Genomic DNA, 22,305 nt, shown 5'->3' on the forward strand with positions numbered 1-22,305 from the left:
AAGTTATCGTATTAAAGCAAAATGTCCTTTGGTAAGTAGTTTGCCTAAATGGGTAATAGTAAACCAATAGTCATCGGCAAATAAAAGGCGACCATTATACGTGCCATCCCAACCAAAATCGGTGCCCGAAAATTGCGTAATTACTTTTCCGTAACGATCAAAAATAGTAATTATAGATTGACTTAATCCTCTTTGGATTAAATTTTTAACATACCAAGTTTCATTAATTCCGTCACCGTTTGGCGTAAAGTATTTCGGAATTTGTACCAAGAAAAATATTTGGGAAACCATACCACAACCTTTTTTGTCTCTGACAAAAGCAGTGTATTGCAAACCATTCAAATTTGTAAAAACCGGACTATCTTGAAAAAGAAGGCCATCAATAGAATATTCATAGTCACCAATTCCGGAAGCTATAATTTCAATCGTATTATTAGAACTAAAATCGTTGATGATGATGTCATCGATAGTCGCAATTTCGGAGCCGACAACCGTAAAAGTCTTAGTTATGGAACAACCGGACGAGTTTTCAAACGAAACGGTATAAATTCCGGGAACAGCAACCTGAATGGTAGGAGTTGTCGCGCCGGTATTCCATAAATAATTCTGATAGCCTGAATCTGCAATGAGACTTGCCGGTATATTAACACAAATACCAACGGTTTCATCTGCTATGGTACCATTAAACCTTAGAATGTTTAGTGTAACGGGAACGTTGTTGTAGCAATTGTTGTTAAGAATTCGGGCATAAATAATTTGTTGATTTGCAGTGCTGTTTTGAAACGAATTCGGAAGTAGCGTTGTACTTGTTGGACTGCTGTAAAAGCCTACTTGATAGTTTGAAGGCAAATTAGGAAATAAGGTAGTAACAATATCATTTAATAAAATGGTACTGATTCCATCCTGATTACTATCACTGTCACAATAGGAATATACGGTTTGACCAATAGTGAGTTCCGGAGCAAAATCTAAGTTGATTTCAGAGATATTAGTACAAGTTGCAGAATAAGTGGTCGCTAAGGAATACGTTCCGTTTTGAGTGCTGTTGTAAGGCGGAGAAAAGGTTAACGTACTTCCGGTCTGACCAATAATAGGGTTGCCGTTAAAACGCCATTGGTAACTTTGAGCGCCGTTTGAAGTGCCATTTAAAGTTAGATTTTCATTAAAACAAACCGGATTTTGATTGGCAAGAGTACGGTCGTTGCCTAAATTAACTCCTATAGAAAAACTACTTCCTTTTAAATAAATAGCGGAATCATACCTATAATTTCCTTCATCGGCAATCACCAATTTAATATGGTATTGGTTTCCCGGAATTACAGTAGCACTTGCGGTTAATATGGTAGTTTGTCCATTAAAATTGGTTGGATGTTCACCACCGTTAAAGCCACCAAAATATTGTTCGTTTTCAGCCGGACAAATGGTGCCTGTTCCTCGAACCGTATTGACTTTTACAGGAATATTTGTGTTTGGAATAACGGCTAAATTTTCATAGCTGGAACCACTTACTTCTTTTAATAGAAATACAAAACCATCTGTGTAACTACATTGGTTAGGATTAGGATTGGTTAGATATTGTTCTGAGGAAAAAATATAATCGAAGCTAATCTGGTTTCCTATAGGAATGAAATCAAATTCTAGAATTGTTGCATTAAAAGTATTATTTAAACCCAACGCCTGATTCAAGTCGTTATCACCATTCCAACCCATACCGCCGCCATCATCAGAGATAAAAGTATTTGGCCCGTTGGTATTGATAATTTTTCCAGTGCTTAAAACAACGCCTTCTGTAAATGGGAAACTCGAACCATTCGCATTAAAATAACCCCAACTTTTTTCTCCTGAAGCAAAATTTCCACCGGATACCGAAACATTGGATACAGAAGCACAACCCGAATTAATCAAGACATTCTCAATTAATTGCAGAGGTGTCATACTTTCGTCAGTGGTTGTATATTGCGCAGAAGCAGAACCAAATAGTAAAAGGATAAAAAAACTATATTTTTTAAAAATCATTAGATTTTTTATTAGCCTGCAAATTTACTATTATCTTTTCAAAGCAAAATGACCTTTAACATTTCGACCATCATCAAATTGAATCGAATACCAATAATCATCAGCAGGCATTTGGCGTCCATTGTAAGTTCCGTCCCAACCTTCTCCTACTAAACTAATTTGTTTTAGCAATTTCCCAAAGCGGTTAAAAATATAAATTTTTGAACGGCTATTGGTATTGATGTCCAATCCTCTAACTTGCCAATAATCATGATATCCGTCTCCGTTTGGCGTGAAATAATTTGGGATACCCAATACAAAAACGGTTTGATAAATTATGCCACAACCATTCATATCCTTTATGGAAACTATATGTTGGCCGGGAAGAACCGCATCAAAAAAATTAGATTGCTGATAATTGCCGTTATCAAGACTGTACCAATAATCACCATTTCCGGAGACCACAATGGATATAGAATTGATTTGGACCAAATCGATAACTTCTACGGCTTCTAAAACAGGAGCTTCTGAGGCATCCAGATGAATATCAACTGTTGTAAAGCAGGATGTTGAGGTATCTGTTACGGTTACCGTATAATCTCCGGCTTGAGTTACCGTTATATTTTGCGAGGTTTCTCCGTTAGGTGCCCAATAAAAATTATAATTTCCCGGGTTATTGACTGCGGTATGCAAAGTGACAGGATGATTCGGCAGGTTAGTACATAAGATTCCCTGTGCATCAATGGTAGCTTGTGGAATAGTAGAAACCTCCAGTTGGATAATGTGAATACCAACGCAATCATTCCCGTTTTCAACTCGGACGTAAATATTTTGTCCCGAAAATTGATTTGTTGTTATAGGGTTTTGTTCCATTAAAGCATCATTGGTATTGTAATAATAACTTACAGCATTGCCATTAGTTTCAAAACCGGCATCGGCCAAATTAAAAGTGGCTATTCCGTCTTCTACATTGTCATCACAACTTTGTAACGTAACTGTAGTGGTTGGATTTAGACTTACATTGAGCGTTAATGTTGTCAGACTGAAGCAACCATTTAAGGGGTTGGTAATTTTAACCGTCAGTATTTGCGGATTGGCAGTGTTGTTAAATAGAGTATTTTGCTCGTTTTGATTGTTTAAGGCATCGGTTGTGTTGAGATAAAATTGAGTTGTCATTGAGCTTTCACCGTTTGTTAAATCTGAATTTGCCTGAGTGAGATTAAAGGTTGTCATGCCATCAGGAAAAATTTCAAAATCGCACTGAGTTATTTGTGAAGGAACCGCATCAGGTATTCGGTTAATAATAATAGTAAAAGGTTTGTATACCGTACATCCTTCAACCGAATTGTAAATTTTGGCCCATAAGACTTCATTAACAAAGGCGGTTTGGTTTGTATAAATGTCTGGCAGGTTTATATTGTCATTATTGGTATGATGGAAACTGATAATATTGTTTGGGTCAGTATTAAACTGATTCCTGATATCGGATAAATTAAAAGCAACAAAACCATCATTATCAGTATCGCATTCTTCTAAATCAGCAAGATCAGGAAAATTGAATGGGGTTACCGATAATGTAAAAGAACTCAAGGTAAAACAACCACTAAGCGCATTTTCCAAACGAATAAATATTGTTTGAGGATTAACGGTGTTTCTGAAAGTTGTCGGATTTGGAATTGCATTCAAATCAATGGTTGCTTCATTCTCTGTCAAATAATAAGAAGCAATGATATTGTTTTGAATTCCAATCGCTATATTTCCACTTTGGGTCAAATCAAATTCAGTCGATCCGTCGTCAATAGGATCGCTGTCACATAACGCAATATTCAAAGCACCGCTAGTGCTTCCATTAACTATAGGCGGCTCACTAAAAGTGGCTGTTCCTGTCCATTCAAGAGAAAAATCACCATTTCCAGCAGCTCTATCTACTACAATGTAGTAAGTTTCACCTTCAAGAACATCAAGCCATTGTACATAATTATTTCCCAATTCGGCCGGACCCTCATTCCAGTCAGGTTCTGTTTCGTTCATTCCGGTTAGATTGTCGGATGTTCCGGCTGCAATAGGGTTTGTTGTTGAGCACCTTATTGGAGAACCCAAACTTTGGCAAGTGGCGTCAGGGCCAAAAACAAAAAAGTCAAAATCCACAATGAGAGCACTGTTTTGAGGAGTTAATAAAAAGCCCAATGTTCCGTCTGTTTTGATGGTAACTTTAATCCACAGAGAATTGTTCTCTTGACTTCCGCAAGAAAGGTTTGGTATTTCCTGTATACCAGGTCCTTGAACAGACAAGTTGTTAAAGCTGGTATTTCCACAAGAAACAATGGCATTCATGCAATCATTCTGTGAAAAACAGATTTGAAAGCAAATAAGTGAAAACAGAAAAAATGATTTCTTGATAAAAGCCATTGTTTTATGTTATTTAACGTTTTAAAGCAAAATGACCTTTGACATTTCGGCCATCATCAAATTGAATCGAATACCAATAGTCATCGGCAGGCATTTGGTTTCCATTATAAGTTCCGTCCCAACCCGGACTAAAAGCATTAAGTTGTTTTAATAACTTTCCATACCGATCAAAAATAAAAATGATAGAATTGGTGTTGGAGAACATACTGACCCCTTTTACATTCCAATAATCATGAAACCCATCACCGTTTGGTGTAAAATATTGAGGAATTCCCAAAACCGGAATCCCGATTGGTCCTAAAGAGCCACAGCCGTTTTTGTCACGAATGTAGAGTTGGTGTAATCCCATCGGAACATTGTTAAAAAGACCACTGTCTTGATAAGGTCCGTTGATGTCATCTAATGAAAACTCATAAGCGCCAGAACCACTTACTATTACCGAAATAGAATTAATGTCACTCAAATCAACTACATCGATACTTTGTAAGGTCGCTATTTCTGATCCGTTTACGGTAATGATTCTGGTTTTGGAACAACCAAAGCTATTGGTTACGGTAACGCTATAAATTCCGGGTGTGCTGGCAATTAGTGAATAATTTGTTCGTCCCGGCATAATTACGTTGTTAAAATACCATTGGTAAGTATAATTAGAAGTCGGAGTACCATCTACAATACCTGCATCAATAAGGACTTGAGTAGCAGGAATACAAATTATTACGGTTTCTTCTTGGTCAATTTTTGGCGTCGGATTAACCACAAACGGAAGGATAACTTGTACCGAACAAGAGTTGTTAATGGCGTTTTCAACTACCACTGTTACATTTTGGGTTGCTGTCCTAAAAGGATTAGGTAATTGGTTTGGTATGGAACTAGGAATTAGAACATTGTTTTCGTCATAATAGTAAACATTCATGCCGGTTTGTGTACCAATGATAGTACTCAAAAAGGTACTAGTGTCAAAGTCAAAAAGGCCATCTTGGTCAATTGAATTCGCTTCGTCATCACAAGTTGTTGTTAAAGTGGTCGGCACTGCAAAAGCTTCCGGTAAATCATCTACTATAAATTGCAATGACACTTCGTCATAACAAGGCTGACCACCGGTTTGTGTGATATTATTATTAACCCGGATTGTTATGGTTTCCGTTCCTGTTACATTATACGGATTGGTAAATGGTAAAATTTGTGTTCCATCCGCTCTAAAATACGTTACATTAACACCGGTTTGTCCATTCAAAACAGCGGTCTGAATTCCACTCGTGTCAAATCCAAAAGTGCCATCATGGTCATCATCACATTGACGAATTAGATTATTGGCATTCATAGGATTGGCAACCGGTAAAGCTTCGACTACAACATCAAAAGTTTTAAACCCAAAGCAAGAATTATCAATCGTGCTATCGACACGAACCCAAATCTTTTGCGTATTGGTAAAACCAATATTTCTGTAGTTAGTGATATCAGCAATGGCTAATGGATTTCCTGATGCATCGGTTTCGGCTAAGAAATCGGCTTCCGTTTTATAGAATTTAATAGTTGTATTGTTTGGTAAAATTGCAGCTAAACTATTTTGAATAGCAGTAAAATTAAATGGTCCCGAAATACCGTCTCGGTCGTCATTTGCCGCATCGAGATAGTCATCACACAAGTATTGATTTGGAATCACAAAGTTGGCGGGAATTTGAGTCACAGAAACAATCAAATTAATTTGAGCCACCCGAAAACAACCATCACTGTTTTCTACACGGGCATATACACTAGCATTTCCGGAAGTATAAGCCAAAGGGTTAGTAATTTCAAAAGAGCTATTTTCTGTATTGGCTGCTGCCGATGAAGTGAAATAACTGAAGGTTTCATTTAAATAATTAGCCGAAATCATGTCGTTTTTCTGCGTTAAATTGAAGACAGAAATGGCATCTGTATCGTCATCACATTGTATCAAGGAAATAGGAGTTGTGATTACTGGTAATGCAAAAGTAGTCAAAGTTGCTGCTTCAGAATACAAGCCACAAGCGTTGCCATTTTTATTGATAAACACACGGTATTTGTAGCCAACCATTGATGGGGAAACATTGGAAACAGTAAGTGAAACAGTATTTACACCCGCGTATGTAGCGTTATTAGCCAAGTCAGTCCAACTGGTTTCATCATCAGTAGAAAGTTGCCATTGGTAACTGTCAACGGTTACAGAAGTAATGGTGAAAGTAGCCGATTGCAATTCACAAGTAGTTACATCAACCGGATGAGCGGAAATCGAAATTGGAGCACTAATGGTATAATCACCATTTGGAACACCATAACCGCTACTGCTAATAACTTGTCCTTGATTGGCCACTACAGTCGGAGTATCATCACCTACAATGCCATCGTTATTGGTATCGGTAAAACCTGCTTCAGTAACATCTTTACAACCATCATCATCGCTATCAATTTCTATATAATTTAAAACACCATCAGCATCTGAATCAGCGATAGTGTAATTAATAATGCCGTTATCTAAAGCGGTTTCCAAACCATTGTCAAGACCGTTACTTCCTACTGGATTAATTGTCACACCGTTAGTATTTGAACCATTTCCGGTACTTCCGGATTCAATAATATCAAAAATTCCATCATTATCACTGTCTAAATCCAAATAGTTTGGAATGCCATCTGTATCCGAGTCTGCGGCTGTGGTTCCGGCTCCGAAAAGGTCGTCTATTCCGTCATTATTAGTATCCACATTGGTTAATGGAGATATATTTTGCCCTTGTGATTCGATGAAATCGGGTATGGTGTCATTATCGCTGTCCCAATCAATTTGGTCGGGAACACCATCGTTGTCTGAGTCCTTTGGAACACAAGTCGCGATTAATCGCATCGCTGCTCTGCTCGTATTGGTGTCAACTAAGTTTACGTTGGTTACAATGATAGCATCAATAAGATTTCCTCGAACAGAAAATGTTCCCGTTCCGGCAACTAAAGGAACGTTATCGTTTAAACGAAAGCGGATTTCGAAAGAAGAGTATTCGGTGATGCCGCTTTCAAAAATCCCGTCGTAATTGGTGTCAACCAACACTTGATTGTCAGGATTTAAGATAGTCAAGGTTTTATTGATTGGACACGTAATTCTAATTTCGGTGGAAGTTGTAAATAAATCGTCACCCAAAGCAGTAGTAGCGTATTCAACTGCCAAACTGATAGGGTTATTCCAAGAGGTAGTAAAGCTGACTTTGTTTTGCTTTCCATTGGCCGCTTCGGTTACGAAATTCCCATTGGCATCACCAACAATGGGTGTCGCTGAAGGCGTTCCGGTTCCGGAAAAAGCAACGGAGCCAGTAAAGGAATTAGTGTAATTGTCAATGTTAACTGAGCCAATAGCGGTATTGGTTAAGTTGACACCTTGGTCTCCATACGATTCATTACAATTGGTTATTCCGTCGTTGTCATTATCAAGGTCAATATTGTTGTTGGTACCATCATTATCTGTATCTATAGAGCAGATGCTAACCGGTATTTCATTTGAATTTATCGGAAGAGAACAGTTAGAAATTGTAGCCGAAACGTAATAATATCCCGGTCCAAGAGTGGAAGGAACATACGAACTACTAGTGGCACTCGGAATTATATTTCCGTTAAAATACCACTGAAAAGTGTCAAACGGACTTAATGTATTCACCGATAAACTAGTGTTTGGAATACAATTGGCTTGACTAAGATCTAATTGGGTAAACGAAACTTCAGGTTCAAAAGTAAAACCCGAATAAAATCCGCCAAAAGTAGCCGCACCACTTGTGCCATAAGCTGCTAAATATAACTCTTCTGTGGAAAAAACGGAAACATCTCCACTCAATCCGGTAATGACATAAGTTTGGTAGTTATTGTTACCCACTACATTTGTTGGCCCTGTTATATTGGTTATCAAAGATAATTCAGCCAAAGTATAGTTTGTGCCGTCTATAATAAAGTTTAAAGAAGCACCGGTTTTGGTTACTATGGTTACTCGCCCGGTAAACTGTCTACTTCCTACATAGTCAATTGACGGAATATTATCTATAATTCTTGGTGTTTGACAGCTTAAAGGCGGTACAAAGAACATTTCTTGATTTCGTTGATCGGAAGCACTATTGTCGCCAATGGTTTGGTAAGCAAAAACCTTTTGATTGGTTCTGATGTATAAATTGCCGTTCAAATCAAAACTAGAACCATTAAAAACGGCATAATTACCGGCATTTAAAATTACATCCGGTGTAGTTGAACCACTCAAAAAGACTTCGGTATTGTCAACATCGGCTACTAACAAAACCGTTTCAACTATATCAACACCGGTACTTTTAATGAAAATGTATTCGTTATTATTAATACGCTCGGCAGGAACTATTTGGTCAAAGCCTAAATCGAGATTACCCGCTGCATTACTTCCGCCAAATGAACCGCAGTTTAGGGCAATAGGTTTATCTGAGGTTACTAAGGAACCAATTAAACCATCACGATTTGGATTGAGCGGACCTTGTACAGCAATCACATAACTTTCACCACTATTTAAAACGATGCTAAATGGAGAATCTCCGGTAGAACTATTGATAAGTTGAACTCCGGGTTTGAAATCACTAAAGTTTACCGTGGTATTGTTTTCGGAAGCCAAAACCGATATAAATGTGGTGTGAATATCATTATAATTATCCACAGTAAGGTTAGTTATAGCACCAATCCTGAATCGATTTCCTAAGGATGCTTTTCCTTTTGAAACCAATTCTCCGGCATGATTTCCATTTCCGGCGGTTACTCTGGCAGACACATAAATCAAATCATCAGCTTCTATTATATAGCCTTTATTGCTAAAAGTATTATTGGTTTGACTGGCATCAACATGCAATTGAGTGTCATTTCCAAAGCCAATATTGTAAATAAATGGAGTGCTTCTGGAAACGCTTCCGTTGATAACACTTCCGCCCAATTCAATAATTCTAAAATTGATTGGATTGATGTTTGGCGTAGAGATATAGATAAATTGGTCCTCAGCTGTTACATTGGATGAACCCGAAAGCGGCGGAATATAATGTGTTTTACTAAATTGTGAGAAACAATTTGTGGTAAGGAAAGCAATAAATAATAAAAAAAATAAATTCTTTTTCATTTGTTAAAAATAACAAATAAAAAAGAAAACATAAAAAGAAGTTTCCTATTTATGTTTTCTTTAAGAATTGATTATAAATCTCGTTTTTTGATTATTTTATAAGATGAGAAAATGAAAATTGCTGCCCAGACTAAAACGATTAGCAAGGATGAAAAATGAACATCATAATCTTTAACATTATTTTCTCCAACAGCAGTTTGGATATTTTTGATAACGCTTAACCGCGTAAAAGGCTCAACAACTAGGTTACTCATGGATTCTAAAGGCATAAAGGCATAAAAATCATCTACTTTTGGACTTCTGTTGAAAATTTCAAATTTTAAAATACCATAGGATATTTTCTCAACCAAAAACCAAATAAATAAAAATCCGATAGCAAAAGCCGAGCGTTTAATTAACACACCTAAAAACAAACAGAAAGAGAAAAAGCCAACTAGTTTCACAAAATAGGCAAACAGGTATTCCATTCCGGAAAAAACGATGCTAAACTCGGTGTAAGAAGAAAAACTATAACCTAACAGTAGCGACATTACAAAAATGAATAGCGTCGAGCCAAAGGCAAAAAGCACTACTGTCAAGAATTTTGAAAGAATAAATTCCTTTTTACTCATACCATCAATAAGGTTCTGTTTCAAAGTTCCGTAACTGTATTCATTGGCCATCATTGAAACAATAACAATGGCTAAAAAGAATTTTAACAGCGAAGCAATCCAAGTATTAAAATGCCATATAAATGGGAAATTAAAGATGCCCATTTCGGCAAAATGAATTTTAAAATTTCCAATGTCAAACTTTATTGAAGCAATCAGGGCAATAAAAGAAAGAATGACAAAATAACCGATTGTCAAAACTTTACTGGCGCGGTTTTTCCAGATTTTTTGTAACTCTATAGAGATTAATCTTTTCATAATCGTGGCGTTTATTTATTGGTTAAGGCTAAAAATTGTTCTTCTAAACTCAGTTTTTTCACCACTAAATGATTGAGATAAATGCCTTTTTCAGACAAGTATTTGTTCAATTGCGCTGCATCAACTACATTTTTGAAGTGAACGATTACTTTGCCTTCCGCTTCCGAAACTTTTTCTACTTCAGGATGCAAGTTGATGGTTTCAATAAGTTTTTTATGATCATTGGTCTGTAATTCAAAATAGGCTTCATGGGCTACCATTCCGTCAACCGTTCCACTGTATAAAATTTCGCCATAACGTAAAACCAGCACATGACTGCAAACTTTCTCTACTTCGTCTAACAGGTGAGAAGCCAAAAGAATGGTCGTGCCTTGCGAAGCTATTAATCGAATAATATCACGAATTTGATGAATGCCTTGCGGATCCAAACCGTTGGTTGGTTCGTCCAAAATTAAAATTTCTGGGTCATTTAATAGCGCAGAAGCAATGGCCAAACGTTGTTTCATCCCTAAAGAAAAAGTCTTAAACTTGCTGTCTTTTCGGTCTAAAAGTCCGACAACTTCGAGTTTTTCGTTAACTTTCGTATAGGTAATACCTTTGATTTTACAAACCAATTCCAGATTTTCTTTGGCAGTCATGTATGGGTAAAAATTTGGTCGCTCAATGATGGCACCTACTTTTTTCAAAGCTTCATGTGTTTGCATTGCGCCGCCAAACCAACTGTAGTCTCCGGAAGTTTTGTTAACTACATTCAAGACGATACCTAAAGTAGTAGATTTTCCACTTCCGTTTGGTCCGAGAATGCCGTAAACATTTCCTTTGTGTATTTCGAGAGAAACGTCTTTTACAGCATGGATTTTGCCGTAACGTTTATTGAGTTTGTTAATAGAGAGAATGGTAGATTCCAATGGTCAGTTTTTTTGGTTTCACGTATGACGATTGAAATCTGAATTTGTTACTGTTCTTTTTTTTGAAAGTAGAATTTAGTGATAAATTGTTTTTTTAGATTCAAATAAAACAGTGTTTCGTTGATGTCTTTGAGTTTGGAAGTCAACGTTATTTTTTGACCTCTGCTGTCATTAGTCGCTTGAGATTTGCAGATTTCACATTCATATTCGCTAAAGTGAATGTTTATTTTTTTGGTTTCCACAAAGCGATGTCCAAGAAAGGAACAGCGGTAACTTTTTTTCACCATTCCTTGAGTTAAGTAGTTTAGTTTCATAGGATAGGGTTTTGGTTTAGGTATGATAAACTTAATCGGTTAGACGTTTAAAAGCAAAAATAGTCGTTAAAATACGTGTTTTTTTGTTAATTATAAAGTATAAAACTTACAAAAAAATAAATATTAAATCTGTCTTTTATTTGTAAGGAACGATAATCGGCTGACCAATTTGGAAATCAGGCAAAGCCAAATCGTCGTTTTTGAAAGAATTCGTTTTATAAACGTTATCTCCTTCAAATGGAATTGAAGGATAATAAGAGAATGAAATTTGGAAACTATTAAATACCAAATAATCATTGTTAATCAAAACACCTACACTGAATTTTGAATACAATTTACCGTCAAAAGTTCTGTCGGTTTCATTGCCTAAAAAGCCAAAAGTCATGTTGTAAAAAGGACTAAAGTGAAATCCATGCCAATTTCCAGGCGCATAAGTTTGGGTTTGCAAAGCCATCGAAATTTTTCTGGTGCCATTGATTAACGGATTATTAAACCCAATTATACCATTGTCATCTGAGAGTAATACTCGGTCTTTCATAATTGGTGCTCTGTGATTTCCAATGACTAATTTCGGTTTGACGAACTGTCTTATTTTCCAGTTGCCTAGGTATTGTAGATTGGTGAAATAGTTTCCTTCAATCTTAAAGGTAGTTTCTTCAGTACAACCATTATTGAAGAAGCTTCCCCATTCGGTATTTAAGCTCAAATAGCCAAACGAAAAATAATCGCCGTAAGCAAATCGGCCACCAAAATAACTTCTCCGGTTATCATTCTTATCCTGAAATCCGCCGGTTATAGAGAAAACCTGACCGTAAGGAATATCTTCAATGATGCCAAAGTTGAATAAATATTTATCTTCGGCAAACTTTCGGGTATTCAAACCAATAGTGGCTAAATATAATTTTTCAGAAGCAAAAAATCGTGTCGGATCATAGACTAAAGTTGGCGTTTCTAGGTAATTAACATTTTTATATCCAATTGTTGTGACCAAGTTGGTAGTCCTATAATCTTCATCTTTTCCTTTAAATATTTTAAACGAATGGCCTAACCAATATTCTTGTGTTTCCAGTTTGAATCGGTGGTTTTCAAAATCAACATTGTCAAGGGATAAAGAATCAATATAAAATCTATTTTCAAAAAAGACACCACCGGCCAATCGGGTGAAAGGTGAGATAAATTGACGCTCAACTCGGGCGCTTTTAATGGTATTATTGTTTATAGAGTTTTCATAAGTGAAGACTGTATTGATAAAAGTGTTTTTTATATTATTGATAGAATATTGACTTAAGTAAGCACTTTTTCCGGTATCAAATTGTTTGGTGAAATCGTTTCTGAATTCATGACCAAGACCTAAAAAATTACGCTCAGTCAACTCAAAATTACCTCTGGAACTTGATAAACTTCCGGTGGGAATCAAACTCCAAGAATCTAAAACGCGTATCGAAATATCAACAGAATCTTTACTACCTTGAATTTCTACCGGTTTGATAATCACACTTCTTGTATAACGTTGGCGACGAATCAAACGTTCTGATTCTTTCGCAATAAGCGAATCCAATGGCTGGTTTTTTTTGAAAAGCAAAAGGTTGCGAATCGTCCAAACTTTTGATTTAAGGTGTAATTTATTCCCAAATCTTTCAAATCCTTTTTCAGGAACATCTTTATAATTATCAATCGAGTATCCAAATGGATCTAAGGTTTCAATATTGATGTTTCGAATGATTTTGCCTTCGCTTCGGTCAAACGCTTTTTTAATCAAGAATCGCTTTCTTTTGGTGCTTGCAGCGGTTGGTTTGGCTTTTCGATTGGATTTAAAAAGTAATTTGTAAATAAATTTATTGAACTTACTCTTCTTAGAGTATTTCTCAATTTTCTTATAGACTAAGGTGGAGTCATTACCACTATGGGTTTTTGTTTCTTGCGCCAATAAATTTTGGCAACAAAAAAACAGGAGTAGGAAGTATATATAATGCTTTGAGGACATTGATGTTCAATAACTAATCTGGAAAGATATAAAATATAATATCACATTGTTCTCGTTTTAACAGTTTAGCGGTTAAGTATAAGCAGAAATAGTTAGTACTATCATGGTGAAAACAATTAAAATGAAAAACAACGGCATTATAAACTTCAGCCATTTGTCATAACCTACTTTAATCATTGCCAATGAAGCTAGTATTAATGAGGTTGGATTGATAAATGAAAAAAGACCCATACCATAGATGTAAGCATCAACTACTAATTCTCTCCCAACGCCAACGGTATCGGCTAATGGTGACATAATGGGCATGGTCAAAACCGCCATTCCCGAAGAAGAAGGAATAAAAAAGGATAAACCACCATAGATAAAAAACATCATGTTGGCAAAAAGCCCTTTGTTCATGCCTTCGGTCATGCCACTAGCATAAAAAAGCATCGTATCACTAATTAATCCGTCTTCCATAATGACGGTAATACCACGGGCGATTCCTACGATTAAGGCAACCCCTAATAACTCTCCGGCGCCTTTTAGGAAAGAATCGATAAAAGTATTTTCATCTATTTTGGATATGAAACCAATTAAAATGGCACCCACAAAAAAAGTAGTGGTCATTTCTAAAAACCACCATTCTAATTTGGCAACGCCAAAAATCATCACCACAAAACACATCGTAAACACCAAAAGGATAAGGCGTAATCGTGAAGTCAATGAAATGGTTGTACCTGAATTCTTGTGGAATAAAGTCTCGATTTCTTCTTTTTGGTCATAAATAATAGAATGAGTTGGATTATTTTTCACCTTTTTTGCATACCTCATAATGTAAATGATACAAATGATGGTGCCAATCACAAAAACGATAAACCTTGTGGTTAAACCGGTTGTCCAATTAATCCCTGAAGCATTCGAGGCGATTATGCAACTGAAAGGATTGGTAGTAGAAAACATGTTGCCGACAGAAGAACCAACAAAAATACACGCCAAACCTACCATCGCATCATATTTAGCCGCCAAAAAAACCGGAATCAGTATCGGGTAGAAAGCCATCGTTTCTTCGGCCAAACCGAAGGTAGTTCCACCAATGGAAATTAAGGCTGTAACTAAAATAATCAAAATGTATTCTCTGCCTTTTAAGACTTTGGCCAACCAAGAAATCCCGGCATCAAAAGCACCTGTAGTGTTCATTAATCCTACCAAACCACCAATGAATAATATCAAAAAGATAATATCGGCTCCGGCAATGATTCCTTTTATCGGCGCTTTTACGAAGTCGAAAAAGCCTTGGGGTTTTGCTTCTAATTGCTTGTAAGTATTGGGAATGTTTATGGGTTTCCAAATATCGCCACTGGTAAATTTTTCTAAAGGAATTTTAATACCCAAACTGTCCAGCGTTTTGGTCGTTGCCGGAACATTTTTTGAAGTTTCAGCACTTTTTACTGAAAAAACTTTGGCTTCTTTATCATACAAAAGTTGGTTGTATTTCCCAGCCGGAATGATCCAAGTCATTATTGTTACTAAAGCGGCGATGATTAATAAAATGCTTTGGGCTGACGGGAATTTAATTTTTCTCATAATAAAATTGGCTTTTCAATAAGCAAGATAATCATTTAGTTTTTACGCAAAAAAAATCCCGAATCGTTTTTAGCAATTAGGGATTTTTTTCTGCTTTTGGAAGTCTTAAATCTGCCTTCTAACTCTTTTGTTCTTTGTTGAAGTAAACCAAGTAATAATACATTTGCTTTTCTTCGTCCCAACCTTTTTCTACATATTTCTCGGCACTTTCAGGGTTGATAAAATCGAGCTTGATTTGAATATTGGTATCTAAATTAATCACGTTTTTGATTGACTTTCGGGCATCAGTTACGGCCGCATTAGCAATAGGGAAATTGGTGATGTCTTCGATGCTGTATTTTTCGCCCTTATCGACTTTATAGTTTTTAAACTCCGGAATCAAATCGGGATTGTCAAGTACTTCGTTGAGGAATTTGCTTTCTTCGAATTCGTCATTTTTGGCAAAATAATTTACCGAACGGTTCATAAACATCACCTCTTCTTTCTTGTCTTCAGCCGGAAGAACGACGTCTTTGGCAAACCCTTGACAGAATTTTAAATACTTTTTGGTATAGAAATTTTCATCCTGAAATGCATCAACTGAAAGGAAATGCTCTAACCAATAACGGGCGTCATAACGATTGCTGTCAATGGTTAAAATCTTGTAACCTTCTTCTTTTTTGTAATTGAAAATCAAGCAACCTTTGTCTAATTTATTCAAGTTGATTCCTTGTTGCAAAATCATTTCTAACGTTGTGCCTTTTTCTTCAAATTGCATAAAATCTGATTTGATTTCGCTTTTGAAAACACCAATCGCATCGACTACATTATTATCAATTGAAACATTGGTCAAATGTGCTACATAAACTTCACCATTCTTAATATGCGGATGGTTTGATTGTTCGAATAAGTGTTTAGTGATTTTTTTAGAAACTTCATGTGTATCATTCGGATTGGTGAAAATCTCCGTCGCTAAGTTGTACATGTCATTGTATTCTAAATCGACATCATGTGCAAACTGAAAGTAATTTTCTTCCTTTTCACGGAATGGTTTAAAGAAATATTCTTTTAAAAGTGGCACAATTTCGTCATTCAAACCATAAGGTTGGTCTGAAAGGAAAATGGCTTCGTTACGACTTTTGTTTCCAACTCGGTGTATGGATAAGGATTCGATGTGGGCGTTAAATAGGTTTATCATTTTTGGTCTAAGGTTCTAAGGTACTGAGGCGCTGAGGTTCTAAAGTTTTAGTCTCTTTCTTTAATTTTGTTGATGAATGAAACTAACATTCTTTCTAGTTCTCGACTGTCTTCGTATATTTTGTTAAATTCTTGTGTGGTTATGTATTCTATATTTTTTCCGATTTCTAATTGTGTTTGCAATTCAAATAATGAGGCTATTGAAAAGTTTAAAAATCTAAGGTAATCTTTGTTGCTATCTCTTCCAAAGCCTTCGGCTATGTTACTGGGAATCGATATTGCACTTCTTCTTATTTGTGATGTTAATCCAAATATTTCCTCTTTGGGAAAACTCTTGGTTGAAAAATAAATATTGGTAGTTAGTGTCATGGATTTCTGCCATACTTGAAGATTTCTAAAGTTGCTCATTTTTGATAGATTTAAAATTTAATTAAAAATAATAAAAATCTTATAATTAACAGACTTGTCACCTCAGAACCTTAGTTCCTCAGTACCTCAAAAACTAATTCCAATTCTCCTCAAACCCGAAATCCTCAAAGCTGTCATCACCGCCAAACATATCCAGATCATCTTCGTCTAAATCGTCTTCAAATTCAGAGTAGAAATCTTCTCCTTCAGCTTCAAACTCTTTTTCCGGAGCTATAGCCGGTAATACGCCATGAGAGAATAATAGATTAGGATAGATTAAACCGGTTTCGGCTTCTTCTACTGCGGCCAATTCTACCAGGAATGTCCACATGTTGATGAAATCGTAAACGTAAATGATTTTGGTTTGGTCTTCTCCCAATAATTGGTTCAAAGGATAATCACTCATGATTTTTTGTTCACCGGCAACATCTCCGGTGTCAAACATCGGGATTTCTTCTTCCTGATTCCATTGGTCATCACAAGTGTAAAAAGAAGCGACTTCCAAACCGTCAAAACCAAACGCGTTAACAATGGCATTGTGCAAATCTTCTAAAGTATCTTCTTCCTGAATGGCAATATCTCTGAAAACATCTTCTTCGGCATCGAGAATTGCTCTGAATTTATAAATCATAATCGTAATTTTATTGAGGCGACAAAGGTAAAATTTAATTTAAGATATTCGATTTGCGACTTACTATTTGTTGATAAGATTTTTATTGATTTGAAGCGAACAGAAAACAATCCAAATTTGAATACTTGCTTCAATAATTCGTTGGATTAATCCTTTGAAAGGCGATTCTAAATTCACATTCAAAACCAATACAAAAGCAAATGAAATACCAGCAATAATGTAACTTAGTGTAGTGAACTTGGTTGCATTATTCCATTTTTTTGAAGCAATTCCTATGGCGAAAATAGAGAAAGGAACAATAAAATAGGTTATCATTCCCATCAGATTGTGAATAATCTGAGATAAACTTGGGTTTATAAACTCCGGATTACAATCGATATCACAATTGAAAATACTGCAAACGATAGTTCCAATTCCGTAACCAAATCCAATACCTAAAAAACCAAGAGTTTTCAAACCAGATTTGGGTAAAGAAACATTTGAGAATAAGGCAAATAAAAGAAACAAAATACCACTTGGCAAATAAAAATAATACCTGATTTTATCAACATTTGGTGCATCAACAGCATACAATTCACTAATGAATTGTGAAGTATGACTATAATTAGGATATAAAGAGCCTGCTATTATTGTAGTTAAAATGAATAATAATGCGCCAATAATTCCTGTCCAAACGGATGCTTTTTTTATCATATTTTCAAAATTAAAAAAAAAACCTAACGGTTAAGCTAGGTTTCTTTCTTTATTTTTTTTCGTTTTGACACATCTTTACAATTTTGTGGAAAGTTTCATGAAGTTTGCCTAGGGCTTTCGTTATTTCATCATCGCCTGCATTTTGTTGTACCAATTCGTTAACGGTTTTGGTTTCCTTTTTCAAGACAACTAATGATTCAATCAACTTCGGACTTCTAAATTCTTCAGGCATGTTTTCAACCGACAAGGCGTCGGCTCTTTCTAAAAGTAGTTCTGAATGAGTTTTAATTGGATTCAAATTTCCTTCTGCCGAAGAATGAAATGTTTTTGTTATTATTTCATGATAAGCTTTGATTTGTGGCCATCTTTCTGTAAGTGAAAGTCCTGAAGCAGTATTAAAAGCAAAGAACGTAGCAAATGCAAAAAGCGATTTGATGATTTTCATTGGTTAAGTAGAGTTTTGATTAAGGTTGCACAAGTCTAACTATTTTTATTTAAATAATGGAAATTAATGAGAGAAGAATTTTAACGATTGTCCATCTTTGCAGAAGATACTATTTTAAATGTTTGATTTTAAATCGATTATTGTATTAAAATCATTTCTTTTTTAATCTTAGTTGATAGTTTTTCTCTGACTAATTTATAAGATTGTGCTGTGTAATCTTTTCATTTGTAACAGAAAGTGTGTTAATGTTTTCCGCCTAAACCAATTTATACTAAGCTAAATAAGATGCTGGTTTGATTTTGGTTTGGATTGTAAATTTACAGTTCATCCATTCAATATAACAATTCGGTAAACTTAAATTTCATAGTTTTAATCTTTGTTGCAAGTTTGCTTCATCAAAACAAAACCAATGAAAACAATTTACACTTTAGCTCTTTTTTTAATTGCTTTTGCAAGTAATGCACAACAAATCGTTTCAGGAACAATACTCGATGAAAAAAGCAAACCTATAGTCGGCGCCAATATTTTTATCGATGGTACTTACGACGGTACTTCGTCTGATGAGAATGGGAATTTTAAATTTACGACTTCAGTTAAAGGCAATCAGATTTTAGTGATTAGTTTCTTGACTTACGAAACTTTAAAAGCGCCCATTGATGTAGCGACTTGCCAAAACAAATCTTTCAAACTCAAAGAAAGTGTCAACACACTCGATGCCGTTATCGTAACCGCAGGAACTTTTGACGCAGGCGAAAAAGCCAGAGTTTCGGTTTTAAAACCTTTAGATATTGTAACCACAGCCGGTGCCATGGGTGATATTGTTTCGGCACTGATGACATTACCCGGAACACAAACCGTTGCCGAAGACGGAAGATTATTTGTTCGTGGTGGTGAAGCCGATGAAACCCAAACTTTTGTAGATGGAATTCGAGTAGCACAACCTTATGGTGCAACTACGGCTAATGTTCCGACACGGGGTAGATTTTCCCCTTTTTTATTCAGCGGAATGTCATTCTCTACCGGTGGTTATTCAGCGGAGTATGGCGAAGCGTTGTCGAGTGTTTTGTTATTGAATACGCAAGACGAAGCCACAGAAGAGAAAACCGATATTTCGTTGATGACGGTTGGTTTAGGTTTGGCGAATACCCAAAAATGGGGCAATAATTCGTTGAGTTTTAATACCGCATATATTAATTTGGAACCCTATCAAAAAGTGTTTCCCCAACGTGCCGATTGGAACAAGCCTTTTCAATCGTTTTCCGGCGAAGCGGTTTACCGACATAGTTTTACCAATGGAATGTTTAAATTATACGCGGCGTTTGATGCGTCCCAGTTTGACATCAACAGTGAATCTATCAATAATCCGGATAAAATCAGAGTAGATTTAGATAACAATAATTTCTATTTGAATTCATCCTACAAAGGTAATTTTGGTTCCCAATGGCAGTTGTTTACCGGTTTGAGTTATGGTTACAGCCAAAATAAAATCGGAATCAATTTAGACAAAGTATCCAATTTAGAACATTCGTCTCATTTGAAATTAAAACTAAGGAAATCTTTTTCAGACAGAGTGAAGTTGTCCTTTGGTGGCGATTACTTCATTACCAAATTTGACGAAAATTTCAAGCAATACGAAGGCGATACTTTCAACAGCGGTTACAATGCCAACATAGCTGCATTTTTTACCGAAACGGATATTTTTTTTTCTAAAAAGTTTGCAATTAAGTTAGGCGCAAGATTATCCAACAACGATTTACTTGACGAAACTGTGGTTGCACCAAGAGCTTCTTTGGCCTATAAAATCTCTAAAAACGGACAGTTTTCTTTTGCCTACGGAAGCTTTACCCAAGCGCCAAGACAAGATTATTTGAAATATGCCGATTATTTGAATAGCGAAAAAGCACAACACTACATTTTAAACTACCAATACAGCAAAGACAGAAGAACTTTTCGCTCCGAGATTTATTTAAAAGAGTATTCTGATTTGGTGAAATACGACACTGAAGCTTCTCAGTTTGATACCAATTTTAGCAATACAGGAACCGGTTATGCCCGAGGTTTGGATATTTTTTGGAGAGACAATAAAACCATCAAAAATGTAGAATATTGGGTTTCGTATTCTTTTATTGATACGCAAAGAAATTATAAAAATTATTCAGCCGAAGTTACCCCAAGTTTTGTCGCCAATCATAGTTTAAGCGTGGTCAGCAAATGGTGGATTAACAAATTAAAATCGCAATTGAGTGTTACCAATTCTTTCACCACCGGAAGACCCTATAACAATCCGAATGAGGCTGAGTTTATGAATGGAAGAACCAAAGGCTATAATAATTTGAGTTTGGGTTGGGCATATTTAATGACACAACAAAAGATTTTGTACTTTTCAGTGTCGAATGTTTTGGGAACAGCAAACGTTTTTGGGTATGAATACGCAAATTCTCCAAATACTGACGGAGTTTACAATCGTAGAACCATCAGACCAACAGCAGATCAGTTTTTCTTTGTAGGTTTCTTTTGGACAATTAGTGAGAATAAGAAGGATAATCAGTTGGATAATCTTTAAAAGAAAGGGATAAGGGAAGAGGCATAAGCATAAGTGAATCAACTTTTCCCTTTTAACTTATCCCTAATCCCTTGACCAAAACAATTCATCCCCAAAAATCAACAGTTCAGTAATTATAAGTTTTACAACAACAAAAACCGAGATACTTTTGGACTATAAAATAACAAGAGGTTTAATCATCAAATAAAATTAAAAGACATGACAAAAATTATCACTACAATCGCATTTTTCGTTTGTTCGCTGTTATCAGCACAAACACAATTTGAACAAGGAATGGGGAAATCTCTCGGACTTTGGGGAGAAGGCAAAGCACAAGAAGCTTCCGATTTGATGGAACGTATAGCGGCAGCAGAAAAAACAAATTGGTTACCCAATTATTATGTAGCTTTAATCAACACCACGGAAGCCTTCAAACCGGCGAATAAAGCTAACGCTGCAGCCTTAATTGAGAAAGCCCAAAAAGCGCAAGACGAAGCCAGTATGATTAGTCAAAATAATCCGGAGTTACTGGTAATGCAGGCGATGATTTATACTGCATTGATTGTACAAGATCCAATGGTAAACGGCATGAAATATTCACCAAAAGTGATGGAATTATACACTAAAGCAAAACTCATCGCTCCTGAAAATCCAAGAGCGGTATATTGCAAAGCCGAATTCGAAATCAATAGCGCACCATGGACCGGAGCTGATGTGAAAAAATTATGTCAAGACTTGCAAAGCGCTATTCCGTTATTTGAAAAGTTCAAACAAGAAACGCCTTTTCATCCAAATTGGGGATTAGAAAGAGCACAAGAAGCCTTGAAAAATTGTAAATAAAGAGATGCTAAGGCACTAAGAATCTGAGGTTCTAAGTGAAAACACCTCAGAACCTTAGAACCTCAGAGTCTTAGAACCTTTAAAAATAGAAACCATGGAAAACGAAAACCAAAACAAAAACAAAGAAGTAAACAATTTATCAGGCATGATATTCGTCGGATTTATGTTTGTCGGTATAGCGGCCGGATTGTTTTTTCACAATACAGCGGTAGGAACTTTAGCCGGAATTGGCGTCGGTTTTATAGCATCGGCTATGTATCGTTCGGAGAAAAACAAATAAGTGATAAAGGCACTAAGGCGCTAAGGTACTAAGGTTCTTAGTTAAAAAAACCTCACTACCTTAGTGCCTCAGAACCTCAAAACCTAAGCAACT

At 35.9% G+C, this 22,305-nt stretch carries 16 protein-coding genes; 3 read left to right on the plus strand and 13 right to left on the minus strand.

Annotated features, from left to right (window positions below):
• Positions 1-3: 3 nt before the first annotated feature.
• From C8C84_RS08080 to C8C84_RS08140, 13 genes are all read right to left on the minus strand, one after another.
• Entirely contained in the window at positions 4-2,016 is a 2,013-nt protein-coding gene (locus tag C8C84_RS08080) for a T9SS type B sorting domain-containing protein (protein WP_121313046.1), read from the minus strand.
• A gap of 30 nt (positions 2,017-2,046) precedes the next feature.
• Positions 2,047-4,329 (minus strand): T9SS type B sorting domain-containing protein, encoded by a 2,283-nt coding sequence (locus C8C84_RS08085; RefSeq protein WP_158592555.1) that lies wholly within the window; start codon positions 4,327-4,329, stop codon positions 2,047-2,049.
• Between the two features lie 88 nt (positions 4,330-4,417).
• The gene (locus C8C84_RS08090; protein WP_121313048.1) at positions 4,418-9,517 is read right to left on the minus strand and encodes a T9SS type B sorting domain-containing protein; all 5,100 of its coding nucleotides are present in this window, start codon (positions 9,515-9,517) and stop codon (positions 4,418-4,420) included.
• A 71-nt stretch (positions 9,518-9,588) separates the two neighbouring features.
• Positions 9,589-10,425: an ABC transporter permease gene (locus C8C84_RS08095; protein WP_121313049.1), complete on the minus strand. Its 837-nt coding sequence runs from the start codon at positions 10,423-10,425 to the stop codon at positions 9,589-9,591.
• An 11-nt stretch (positions 10,426-10,436) separates the two neighbouring features.
• A complete protein-coding gene (locus C8C84_RS08100; protein WP_121313050.1) occupies positions 10,437-11,333 on the minus strand; it encodes an ABC transporter ATP-binding protein in 897 nt (298 codons plus the stop codon).
• 47 nt (positions 11,334-11,380) lie between these two features.
• Positions 11,381-11,647: a hypothetical protein gene (locus C8C84_RS08105; RefSeq protein ID WP_121313051.1), complete on the minus strand. Its 267-nt coding sequence runs from the start codon at positions 11,645-11,647 to the stop codon at positions 11,381-11,383.
• A gap of 136 nt (positions 11,648-11,783) precedes the next feature.
• On the minus strand, positions 11,784-13,574 hold the full coding sequence (locus C8C84_RS08110) for a hypothetical protein (RefSeq protein ID WP_121313052.1): 1,791 nt from the start codon (positions 13,572-13,574) through the stop codon (positions 11,784-11,786).
• A 129-nt stretch (positions 13,575-13,703) separates the two neighbouring features.
• Complete coding sequence (locus C8C84_RS08115; protein ID WP_121313053.1) at positions 13,704-15,197, minus strand: YfcC family protein; 1,494 nt, start codon at positions 15,195-15,197, stop codon at positions 13,704-13,706.
• A 118-nt stretch (positions 15,198-15,315) separates the two neighbouring features.
• Entirely contained in the window at positions 15,316-16,374 is a 1,059-nt protein-coding gene (locus C8C84_RS08120; RefSeq protein WP_121313054.1) for a nucleoid-associated protein, read from the minus strand.
• Positions 16,375-16,421: 47 nt separating this feature from the next.
• Positions 16,422-16,781, minus strand: a complete 360-nt coding sequence (locus tag C8C84_RS08125) for a four helix bundle protein (RefSeq protein WP_121313055.1) — start codon at positions 16,779-16,781, stop codon at positions 16,422-16,424.
• Between the two features lie 94 nt (positions 16,782-16,875).
• Positions 16,876-17,412, minus strand: coding sequence for a hypothetical protein (locus tag C8C84_RS08130; RefSeq protein ID WP_121313056.1), 537 nt, complete (start codon positions 17,410-17,412; stop codon positions 16,876-16,878).
• 63 nt (positions 17,413-17,475) lie between these two features.
• A complete protein-coding gene (locus C8C84_RS08135) occupies positions 17,476-18,105 on the minus strand; it encodes a DUF998 domain-containing protein (protein ID WP_121313057.1) in 630 nt (209 codons plus the stop codon).
• 49 nt (positions 18,106-18,154) lie between these two features.
• Positions 18,155-18,550: a hypothetical protein gene (locus C8C84_RS08140; RefSeq protein WP_121313058.1), complete on the minus strand. Its 396-nt coding sequence runs from the start codon at positions 18,548-18,550 to the stop codon at positions 18,155-18,157.
• A 409-nt stretch (positions 18,551-18,959) separates the two neighbouring features.
• On the opposite strand from C8C84_RS08140, the gene C8C84_RS08145 reads away from it, so the two are divergent.
• The 3 genes from C8C84_RS08145 (at position 18,960) to C8C84_RS08155 (ending at position 22,212) form a co-directional block, all read left to right on the plus strand.
• Entirely contained in the window at positions 18,960-21,113 is a 2,154-nt protein-coding gene (locus C8C84_RS08145; RefSeq protein WP_121313059.1) for a TonB-dependent receptor, read from the plus strand.
• 198 nt (positions 21,114-21,311) lie between these two features.
• The gene (locus C8C84_RS08150; protein WP_121313060.1) at positions 21,312-21,932 is read left to right on the plus strand and encodes a hypothetical protein; all 621 of its coding nucleotides are present in this window, start codon (positions 21,312-21,314) and stop codon (positions 21,930-21,932) included.
• Positions 21,933-22,026: 94 nt separating this feature from the next.
• Positions 22,027-22,212, plus strand: coding sequence for a hypothetical protein (locus C8C84_RS08155; protein WP_121313061.1), 186 nt, complete (start codon positions 22,027-22,029; stop codon positions 22,210-22,212).
• Positions 22,213-22,305: the final 93 nt, after the last annotated feature.

This window comes from Flavobacterium sp. 102 (genome assembly GCF_003634615.1).
Classification (GTDB): Bacteria; Bacteroidota; Bacteroidia; order Flavobacteriales; family Flavobacteriaceae; genus Flavobacterium.

Coding starts and splice junctions, on each gene's coding strand:
- C8C84_RS08080 (WP_121313046.1), bottom strand. CDS start 2,016: ATGATTTTTAAAAAATATAGTTTTTTTATCCTTTTACTATTTGGTTCT.
- C8C84_RS08085 (WP_158592555.1), bottom strand. CDS start 4,329: ATGAATGCCATTGTTTCTTGTGGAAATACCAGCTTTAACAACTTGTCT.
- C8C84_RS08090 (WP_121313048.1), bottom strand. CDS start 9,517: ATGAAAAAGAATTTATTTTTTTTATTATTTATTGCTTTCCTTACCACA.
- C8C84_RS08095 (WP_121313049.1), bottom strand. CDS start 10,425: ATGAAAAGATTAATCTCTATAGAGTTACAAAAAATCTGGAAAAACCGC.
- C8C84_RS08105 (WP_121313051.1), bottom strand. CDS start 11,647: ATGAAACTAAACTACTTAACTCAAGGAATGGTGAAAAAAAGTTACCGC.
- C8C84_RS08115 (WP_121313053.1), bottom strand. CDS start 15,197: ATGAGAAAAATTAAATTCCCGTCAGCCCAAAGCATTTTATTAATCATC.
- C8C84_RS08120 (WP_121313054.1), bottom strand. CDS start 16,374: ATGATAAACCTATTTAACGCCCACATCGAATCCTTATCCATACACCGA.
- C8C84_RS08125 (WP_121313055.1), bottom strand. CDS start 16,781: ATGAGCAACTTTAGAAATCTTCAAGTATGGCAGAAATCCATGACACTA.
- C8C84_RS08130 (WP_121313056.1), bottom strand. CDS start 17,412: ATGATTTATAAATTCAGAGCAATTCTCGATGCCGAAGAAGATGTTTTC.
- C8C84_RS08135 (WP_121313057.1), bottom strand. CDS start 18,105: ATGATAAAAAAAGCATCCGTTTGGACAGGAATTATTGGCGCATTATTA.
- C8C84_RS08140 (WP_121313058.1), bottom strand. CDS start 18,550: ATGAAAATCATCAAATCGCTTTTTGCATTTGCTACGTTCTTTGCTTTT.
- C8C84_RS08145 (WP_121313059.1), top strand. CDS start 18,960: ATGAAAACAATTTACACTTTAGCTCTTTTTTTAATTGCTTTTGCAAGT.
- C8C84_RS08150 (WP_121313060.1), top strand. CDS start 21,312: ATGACAAAAATTATCACTACAATCGCATTTTTCGTTTGTTCGCTGTTA.
- C8C84_RS08155 (WP_121313061.1), top strand. CDS start 22,027: ATGGAAAACGAAAACCAAAACAAAAACAAAGAAGTAAACAATTTATCA.